This is a genomic window from Roseibium sp. AWQ4_254, from assembly GCF_056161025.1.
The window spans coordinates 190,633-199,111 of sequence record NZ_JBSWYH010000006.1 but is presented as its reverse complement, the minus strand read 5'-3'; the positions used below and the strand labels follow the sequence as shown (position 1 = coordinate 199,111).

The 8,479-nt window shown below is 55.8% G+C and carries 6 protein-coding genes and 1 tRNA gene; 4 read left to right on the top strand and 3 right to left on the bottom strand.

Annotated elements, in window-relative coordinates:
- Positions 1 to 288 precede the first annotated feature (288 nt).
- The 3 genes from ACXAIC_RS06720 to mnmA form a co-directional block, all read right to left on the bottom strand.
- Positions 289 to 2,544, bottom strand: a complete 2,256-nt coding sequence (locus ACXAIC_RS06720; protein WP_475174982.1) for a KAP family P-loop NTPase fold protein — start codon at positions 2,542 to 2,544, stop codon at positions 289 to 291.
- Positions 2,545 to 2,735: 191 nt separating this feature from the next.
- Positions 2,736 to 2,812: transfer RNA gene (locus ACXAIC_RS06715), tRNA-Met, on the bottom strand.
- Positions 2,813 to 2,923: 111 nt separating this feature from the next.
- Positions 2,924 to 4,102, bottom strand: coding sequence for a tRNA 2-thiouridine(34) synthase MnmA (gene mnmA / locus ACXAIC_RS06710; protein WP_475174979.1), 1,179 nt, complete (start codon positions 4,100 to 4,102; stop codon positions 2,924 to 2,926).
- Positions 4,103 to 4,445: 343 nt separating this feature from the next.
- Here mnmA and ACXAIC_RS06705 point away from each other — a divergent pair, with 343 nt between their 5' ends.
- The 4 genes from ACXAIC_RS06705 (at position 4,446) to sciP (ending at position 8,210) form a co-directional block, all read left to right on the top strand.
- Positions 4,446 to 6,611 carry a flagellar hook-length control protein FliK gene (locus ACXAIC_RS06705; RefSeq protein ID WP_475174977.1) on the top strand — a complete coding sequence of 722 codons (2,166 nt, stop codon included), beginning with the start codon at positions 4,446 to 4,448 and terminating at the stop codon, positions 6,609 to 6,611.
- A gap of 34 nt (positions 6,612 to 6,645) precedes the next feature.
- Positions 6,646 to 7,302, top strand: coding sequence for a flagellar hook assembly protein FlgD (locus ACXAIC_RS06700; protein WP_475174975.1), 657 nt, complete (start codon positions 6,646 to 6,648; stop codon positions 7,300 to 7,302).
- A 186-nt stretch (positions 7,303 to 7,488) separates the two neighbouring features.
- Positions 7,489 to 7,830 (top strand): hypothetical protein, encoded by a 342-nt coding sequence (locus ACXAIC_RS06695; RefSeq protein ID WP_475174973.1) that lies wholly within the window; start codon positions 7,489 to 7,491, stop codon positions 7,828 to 7,830.
- A 104-nt stretch (positions 7,831 to 7,934) separates the two neighbouring features.
- Positions 7,935 to 8,210 (top strand): CtrA inhibitor SciP, encoded by a 276-nt coding sequence (gene sciP, locus ACXAIC_RS06690; protein WP_265966962.1) that lies wholly within the window; start codon positions 7,935 to 7,937, stop codon positions 8,208 to 8,210.
- The last annotated feature ends 269 nt before the right edge of the window (positions 8,211 to 8,479 follow it).

Sequence of the window (8,479 nt, the reverse complement as noted above, 5' to 3'; positions counted from 1 at the left end):
TCATCACGCGCCTTTAAGTGTCCATTTGCATAAGTGGACACTTAAGGCGCAAAATCGAAAAGCGGGAGGTGGGGTTCAGCGGACGCTCACGTTGTAACCCATGTCTCCGGTACAAACTGTGACCTATGTCTTCGGATCGGACAAGGGAGTTCATGGTGCCGGCAACAGGATTCGAACCCGCGACACGCGGATTATGATTCCAATAAAGTTATGTTCTATTAATGATCCAAGACTTGTAAGTGAAAAAACGCAGGATTGACGATCCGCTTTTCTGATAAGGATTGTAAGCTAGAAATCTTCATCTATATCTAAAAGTAATTTAGATGCTCGAATTCGTAGATCCTCTGTGATGTTGATGTCGTTGCTTATCTTTTTTAGCCGATCTAACGTGCCATCCCAATCAGTGAAAGGCTCGACGCTACTTCGTTTCAATGGATAGCTTATTCCTGTAGAACTACTGTTGACCCATCCGCGGAGACCTTCCATAACATGGATGAAGCCCTCATCAGTTTCGGTAAATTCTTTTACCCAGTTCTGTGCAGGTTTTAAATCTCCGTTTGCAAAGTCGCGCCATCTGAATAAGGGAGATGCGAGCAACTTGCTCCTATATAGTTGATTTCTTTCTTCAGTTTGTTGAAGTCTCTTGAGCAATTCTATTCGCCCAAACTCAACTTCTTCAGTCGAAAGATTCCAAGAAGCTTCTGTTGTGGTTCCTCGACCGTGGTAACCATGACGCAAAAGCTCGTCATCAATGAAGGAATCAACTAACCAAGCAATTGATTGACCTTCGACCACCATTCGATCGTAAGTTTGCTTGTGCAGGTCGCTATTCCTGTCTCTTAGCGTATTAAGAAGGCGATACGCAAAATCACTTGCGCTTGTGGCGATGTTCAGTTTTCCGTATGGCCTGAGAATATAAGGTGAGAGTTGCACTTCATCCATTATATCAGAAATTGTGATTAGGACGTTGCAAAGCACATTGTCGTCCCAGTTTTCGTGGGAGGACCGGGTGAGGCGATCTATCAAGTATTCGAACCAAGTGCCGTTGAGCGGACGCGACTCGCGAGCCATCTCTTTAAAGCGCAACTTCAATCCCTCGGTATTGCGGCTTGCGAGTTGTATGATGTTCTCGATTTCCGTAGAGGAAAAGCCCAAGCGAAGGCCGGAAAATGCAAAGTAGTAGCGAGAAAACTCTGGGCTTCCCAACCTCTTGAGCTGGTCAAATTCTCTCAGTTTTTCGTCATTTGGCTTTTCAAACACCTTGCAAAAGTCTTCTCCAATATCTGGCTCTATACCAGGAATATATTTTGCGAGCCGATAAAATTGATTATTTGCTAGTGTGTCGTCTTGATCAAGAAGTTCGCGAAGCTCCTTTTGAAATTTGCTTGTTTCTCCAGCGGTGAGTATCGCATCTCCAGTAGCAATGACCGACCATTCTCCGATATAATTTTCTATCCATTCATACAATTTTGGCCATGTAATCTTCACTATTTGGAGAAACACTAAGTCAGGAAAGTAAATTTCATTCTTTATTGGGGGGAAGTGAAAACGAAGTGAGTTCAGAATGGCAACTACATCCCGAGGAGTTGACAGTGTTCCCCCAAAAAAATCAATGGCACTACTCAGTTCTTGATCATGAGTTTTTAGGAACGATGAGGGGTTATCATCCTCGGTGGACTCCTGAATAAAGATCTGCTCAATTTCATCCTTGAGCCAATGACGCAAGTCAAACGGCTCTGGTCGAGGTACACGAAAGCTAACTTGAACTATTTTTTGAAGATATGAATTTCCATCCTTGACTCGTAGACCCTCTTCAATCGCGTGGGATAGTACTTCTCTATCGTAACAGAGGATGTAAACAACGTTCGGAAAATCAGCGACTGAACGGATAAGCCTCATCACTTCGACAGCTTCAGCAGGTTCTAGCCGGTCGAGATCATCCAGCAAGATTACAAAGCGGAGATTCTGTTCCCCTAATATTTTTTCAATCTCAGCTTTCTGTTCTTCGATTGTAGGCTCTGATTTCGATTTCTCGAGATAACTCTTCGCTATGTTGAAGATCTTTCCAACATATTTAAAAGCTGGGTGAAGCAGCGAACCAAGCTCTGCAGCCTGTGCTAGGAAACCTGTGGCATGAGCGCCGTAGGTTCGGAGCAATGTGGCATTTTCTCGCGCTTTCTTTTGATCTAATGTCGCGCTTCTGCCTGCAATATCTGCATGTTTTTCGATTTCCTTCGCCAGAGCTTCGGTCAAGGCAATAACATATTGACTTCGCTGGCCAATGAGCCAGGGGGCGAAATTGATTACTGAAATATTGTTCCCAAAATTTTGTTTGATCTCTTGCTGCATAAGTTGAACGAGACTAGATTTTCCTGAGCCCCACTTGCCTTCGACCGCAATTACCATTCCTTTTTGGGCGGCTGCGGACACGACAGAAGCAGCAAGTGGCCTCGAAATATCGGAAAAGCCAAATCGGTCCTCGTTCTTGTCCGAGATAGCGCGATCCGCATTCAGGTCGTATTTTTGAGAAAGAACAATAGGCACGTTCTAGCCTCTTTGCATTTTCTATCGATATGAATATGGATACGAAATGCGTGTATCGGTCGCAATGCGCAACCGAAATGCACCTGCGCCCAATCTATTGTTCGAAGATGTTGTGTTTATGCCAACAAAAAACGGATGCCAAATCGTTCCTGCATGGCTGTTAGCAATATCAGAGAAACATTGAGGAAACTTGGTAGCGGAGGAGGGACTCGAACCCCCGACACGCGGATTATGATTCCGCTGCTCTAACCAGCTGAGCTACTCCGCCATAAGGCGAGGGCAGGCGGTGGCCTGCGCGACGTGGAGGTGCTTATAGGGGCGCTGCGGGCGGGCGTCAAGGGGAGAATCTGCGCCGGCCCGCAAAGGTTTGCCTTTGGCCTTAAACGGCAGAAACCGGGGCGCTCTCTTGTGGAAAATCGACCGCCCAGGCGCCGGAGCGCTCGGTCTTGTGGATCCAGCCGCCCCCCAGTACCCGTGCCGTTTCATCGTCGCTGTCAAAGAAGACACAGGCCTGGCCCGGTGCAACGCCGGTTTCCCCGTTGGCCAGATCGACAAAGCCCTTGCCGTTGAGAAGCTTCAAGGTGGCGGGTGCCGGCGGGCGGGTGGAGCGGACCTTGGCGAAGATCTCGATTTCGTCGCCTTCGTCCAGCGGCTGGTCGCCGATCCAGTTCAGCTCGCGCAAAAGAATAGTGCGCGTGGCCAGCGCCTCACGCGGGCCGACAATCACCCGGCGCGCCTCCGCATCCAGACGCACCACATAAAGCGGTTCGCCGGTCGCAACCCCGATGCCCCGGCGCTGGCCGATGGTGAAATGGATGATGCCGTCATGGCGGCCCAGAACCCGCCCGTCCATATGGGTGATGTCGCCCGGTTCTGCCGCATTGGGGCGCAGCTTTCTGATCACTTGCGCATAATCCCCATTCGGCACGAAACAGATGTCCTGGCTGTCCGGCTTGTCGGCAACGGCCAGGCCGAATTCCGCCGCCAGGTCCCGTACCTTCGCTTTGGGCATGCCGCCCAGAGGGAAGCGGATGAAGTCCAGCTGCTCCTGGGTGGTGGCAAACAGGAAATAGCTCTGGTCCCGGTCCAGATCCGCCGGGCGGTAGAGCGCCCGCTTGTTGCCCTGCTGCTGCGAGCGCACATAGTGGCCGGTGGCCAGTGCATCGGCGCCCAGGTCCCGGGCGGTCTTCAAAAGATCGGTGAACTTGACCGTCTGGTTGCAGGAGACACACGGGATCGGGGTTTCGCCGGCAATATAGCTGTCGGCGAACCGGTCCATCACCTGTTCCTTGAAGCGGCTTTCATAGTCGAGCACATAATGGGGAATGCCAATCTTTTCCGCCGCACGCCGGGCATCGTGAATGTCGACGCCCGCACAGCAGGACTTGGCCCGGGAGACGGCCGCCCCATGGTCGTAAAGCTGCAGGGTGACGCCGATCACGTCATAGCCTTCCGCCTTCATCAGCGCCGCGACGACGGAACTGTCAACGCCGCCGGACATGGCAACGACAACGCGCGTGTCTTCCGGGCGCCCGGGCAGGTCAAGACTGTTTCGCATGGTCAAAACTCATCCAGAAGGTTTGTGCCGGGCGGGGCGCCCCTCAAGGGCTTGCCTCCTGGCGCGCGGGCTATGCCGGTGCGCCTGCCGCTGGCTGTCATCAAAAGTTGCTGCACTATACAGATTTGGGTTTTGAATGCCAATTGCCGCAGGGCGCACGGCAGGCATGCTTTGCCCGACCGGCAAAGCTTGCCGTGCATTTGCGGAGGGAGGTGCGCTCGGAATTCAGGTAAAGATAATAAAAACAATTATTTGCAGTGAATTTTGAAACTGGCCCATTGTTTGCTTTTAACTCGGCGACGACAGATGCCCGGTTTGCGGGCCTAACCTTTCGGGGGCGACAGTGCTGCCAACAGGCATGATCACCGATATCATTGGAGCCGGGGCCGGGACCGGAGCAGCTGGTGGGATTCAGTTTCAGGGGCCAGGAAGACCGTCTGCTGGACAGGGGAGCGGCTCGTCTACATTTGAAGCCGAGCTCTCTGCCCTTGGGGACGGGGATGGTGCGGGCGATGTGGTTTCCAGCGAAACCAACGTCTTGTCAGATGGTTCCGTGGGTGTCGGCAGCGCCTTTGCCGCTCCCGCGGACGTGCCTGTCACGCCACCTTCCGTCGAAGGCGGAGCGGAGACAGGCGGTGACGATCTGACAACGGGCGCTCTCTCTACGGGAGGGGCCGCCCCGCTCGAGCGGGGCGGTTCGGAAGATGGTCTTCTGTCTGGCCCGGGCGCACAGGCAGGCAGTACGGTGCCTCAGGCGCCCGCCGGTCCCCAGGCGCCGGGGGGCTCAGCTGCGGCAGATTCTGCCGGTCAGCCGACAGGTATTTCCGGGGGTGGTAACGGGCAGGGGGCATCCGCTGGAGCTGTGTCCAGTCTTTCCAACGGCGCGGTTGCTGACAGCTCTGGCGCGGGCCGCGCTGTCACGCCAGCGGCGGGAGAGACGGCAACTGAAACGCTGTCTGGTGTCAAGGCGGGGCAGGCGGCGGACCAGGTGCCGGGCCTCTCTGCACAAGCTGCGTCCGCTCAGGCCGGGGGCGCGCAAGCTGCCACACAGGCCGGGCGCCTTGAGGGGCCGGCTGGCCCGGTGAGTGGGGACAGTGCGTCTGCGGCCCTTTCGGGCGCGCAAGCGCCGCGCAAATGGCAAAGCGAATTGCCGAGCGAGCTGCGGGCTCCGGCCCTTGGTCAGGGCGCGCGAGCCGGTCAAGGCGGGGCTCCTGACGGAGCTGGGGGCGTGGCTGCCGACGGATCTCCGATGGGCGCTGCGTCTCAGGCTTCCGGTGCTGGTTCTGGACAACAGGCAGTGGCCCAGGCCGGATCTGGGCTGCTGACCTCTTCTGCCGGTCCGGATGCGGCGGGCCTGTCCTTGGCGGGCAGCGCCCTGGGCACAGACGGGTCAGCCTCGCAAGAGACTGAAACTTTGGACGCAGGCTCTGCCAAAATCCAGCAGGGCGGGGCGCCGGGCGCGGAACGTCCGGCGGCAAACGCCTCTGAGATCGAGGCTAAAGGAGCGGCTGGGGACCTGGGGCAACAAAGAGCGCAGTTGCCCACTCAATCCCCTGCGGAAGTTGGTTCGCAAACTGCGTCTCAGGCGGCTTCCGCTGAGGTGTCCAGTGCGGCCACTGCCGCGTCGAAGCAAACACCGCAGTCTCAACAGGCGTCTTCTGACGCTCTGGCTGCGGCTGCGTCTTCTGAGCCGGATCAAGGGCGGGCCGGGGCTGCAACGCAGTTCAAACCGGTCACGATGGAAGATTCGGAGGCCGGGCTGCGGGGCTCCGGTGCGGGGGCAGGCCCGTCAACCGCCAAGGCGGCTGCTGATGAAGCCGCTGGCCAGACAGGGGCTGCAACCGGCACCGATGGTGCGGTCAAAGGGGCACCCGCAGGGGGCGAGATCCGCCTGCAGGGTGCTTCTCCCCTGGCGGCGACCTTCCTGGCGTCCCAACTGGCGTCCGATGAGACAGCCTCCGGGGACCCGCTTGATATCAGTTTTTCCGGCGAGTTCGGAGCCACGTTGCGCGGCGGCGATACGGCGGGCGCCATGAGAACGGAAAGCCTGCAGACGCCCAATCAGGCCCAGTCCGCCCAGGTTGCCGGTCAGGTGGCTGCGGAAATGGCCCGCAATCTGAAAAACGGCCAGACCCGGTTCCAGATGCGGTTTGATCCGCCGGAGCTTGGCCGGGTGGATGTTCATATGAAAGTGTCGGCCGATGGTGGTGTTCAGGCGCATCTGGTGGTGGAGCGTCCGGAAACCCTCGACATGTTTCTGCGGGACCAGCGCGGCCTTGAGCGGGCGCTGGAGGCTGCCGGACTAACGGCGGACCCTGAAAATCTGCAATTCTCACTCCAGCAGGAGGGAGGGCAGGAATTCGCCTCCGGAGACGATACATCCGGCGGGTCCTCTGATCTGCCGCAGAGCTCTGGAGACAGCAGTGAGGCGGATACCGGTGAGCTTGAACAAGAGATAGTGCAGATGACGCTTGCAGCGCAGCGCGGCGGTCTGGATCTGAAGATTTGAAGAGGAGGGTGGTGCGCCACCCGGGGAGCAAAAAATGACAACGGTATCTGGAGCGAGCAATTCGTCCACGCAGACCAGCCTGTCAAGCCAGCAAGGGCTGATGGCCAATTATGAGCTGTTCCTGAACATTCTGACCGCCCAGATCCAGGCCCAGGATCCGCTGGACCCGATGGACTCGGCCCAGTTCACAAGCCAGCTGGTGGAATATTCCAACGTGGAACAGGCGATCCAGCAGAACAAGAACCTGGAATCGATCATCTCCTCGCTGAGCACCAATATGACGATGGGTTATGTCAGCTATATCGGCAATGATGTGACGGTGGATGCCTCGACAACAAACCTGTCTGGGGGCTCAGCCAGCTGGAAATATGATTTGGCCGAGGATGTCAGCGGGACTTATGAGATCCGCAACTCCACGGGCGATGTGGTCTATAAGGGCGAGGCGGACCTGAAAAAGGGTGAAGGCACGCTGGACTGGAACGGCCGCTCCACCGCCGGGGCGGACCTTCCGAACGGCCTTTATACCATTTCCTTCGACATGAAGGACGCGGCCAGCAACAAGGAGCCGGTCAAGACACAGTATACGGGCCGGGTCGACCGCGTTGACCTGTCCGGCAGTGAGGTTCTCCTGAGTGTTGGCGGGCGGGAAATTCCGGTGTCCTCCGTCCTGTCCGTGGCCATGCCCAGCTGAGCAACTGCGCTTGGCATTCAACAAAGAGACTTGCCCGCTCAAGGTGTCGCGCCTTGGGTGGGCTTTCCTATTGGGGCAGGCTTTCTAGCGCCCACACCGAATAAGACCCTATTGGACCGTAATATGAGAGCGTTCAGCAAGGAGGATGTCACGGGGCTATGCGGGGCATCGTCCAGGACGCGCGAAATGACGAACCTGAAAAAACTATCCAATAGGGTCTTGTTTGCTGATGTTGGTATTCCCTCTAAGGGCGTGTGCTACGACACAGCATCAGAGGCTCAGGAGCGTGGCAGCCGGAATGACGCTATGTATTGGAAGTCTCTGCCGGGGAGGGCTGCGGGCCCGGGTGTTTATGTGCTGGCTTATTTTCTTGAGGAGGCGGTTCTGCATGAGCTGCCAGCGGATGGGGGTGGGAGCTCGTTTTGCCTTGCAAAATGCAGCTTGAGGAAATTATGGTTAACAGAACCCTATATTGAAGTTAAGAAATCGAGCTTTTCTCTTCATTGCTTCCTAAATATCATTCACTAAATTTAGATTTTATAGTTAATAAAAACCCAACTTTGCTTTAGGCGTTTGTTAAGCGTCGTCTTGTAGTCTCAACTTACCTTGGTCATGGTTAGTGTGAGAGTACAATGACCGAACAGATTCGTTCGCGCGTAAAATATGTCATCGGCCCGGATGGTAGTCCGCTTACTATTGCAGACCTGCCTCCGACATCCACAAAACGGTGGGTGATCCGCCGCAAGGCAGAAGTGGTCGCAGCCGTTCGCGGCGGCCTTCTGTCGCTGGAAGAGGCCTGCCAGAGATACACTTTGACAGTGGAGGAGTTCCTCTCCTGGCAAAGTTCAATCGAACGGCATGGGCTGGCCGGTTTGAGAGCCACACGGATTCAGCAATACAGAGGCTGATCCATCCATCCGTCAGGTTTGGAAAGCGGGGCGCGGAATGCGCATCCCGGGGAAGGCCGGCATTTGTCGGTCTTTTTTTTGTTCACATTTTGACAATGGTGGCCCGGGTGGCTCCGCTGAATTGCGGATGGGCCGCAGAACTGCCCGAAGGCCACAAGCGCTTTTCCATTTGCAATAAAGGGTTTATCCAAAAATTAATGAAGTGGGCAGTTTTTCCCCACTTCAGTTGCGTTTTGCAATTCTGAAAAGGGCAGAAAACGGCCATTTTG

Coding starts and splice junctions, on each gene's coding strand:
- mnmA (WP_475174979.1), bottom strand. CDS start 4,102: ATGCGAAACAGTCTTGACCTGCCCGGGCGCCCGGAAGACACGCGCGTT.
- ACXAIC_RS06700 (WP_475174975.1), top strand. CDS start 6,646: ATGACAACGGTATCTGGAGCGAGCAATTCGTCCACGCAGACCAGCCTG.
- ACXAIC_RS06695 (WP_475174973.1), top strand. CDS start 7,489: ATGACGAACCTGAAAAAACTATCCAATAGGGTCTTGTTTGCTGATGTT.
- sciP (WP_265966962.1), top strand. CDS start 7,935: ATGACCGAACAGATTCGTTCGCGCGTAAAATATGTCATCGGCCCGGAT.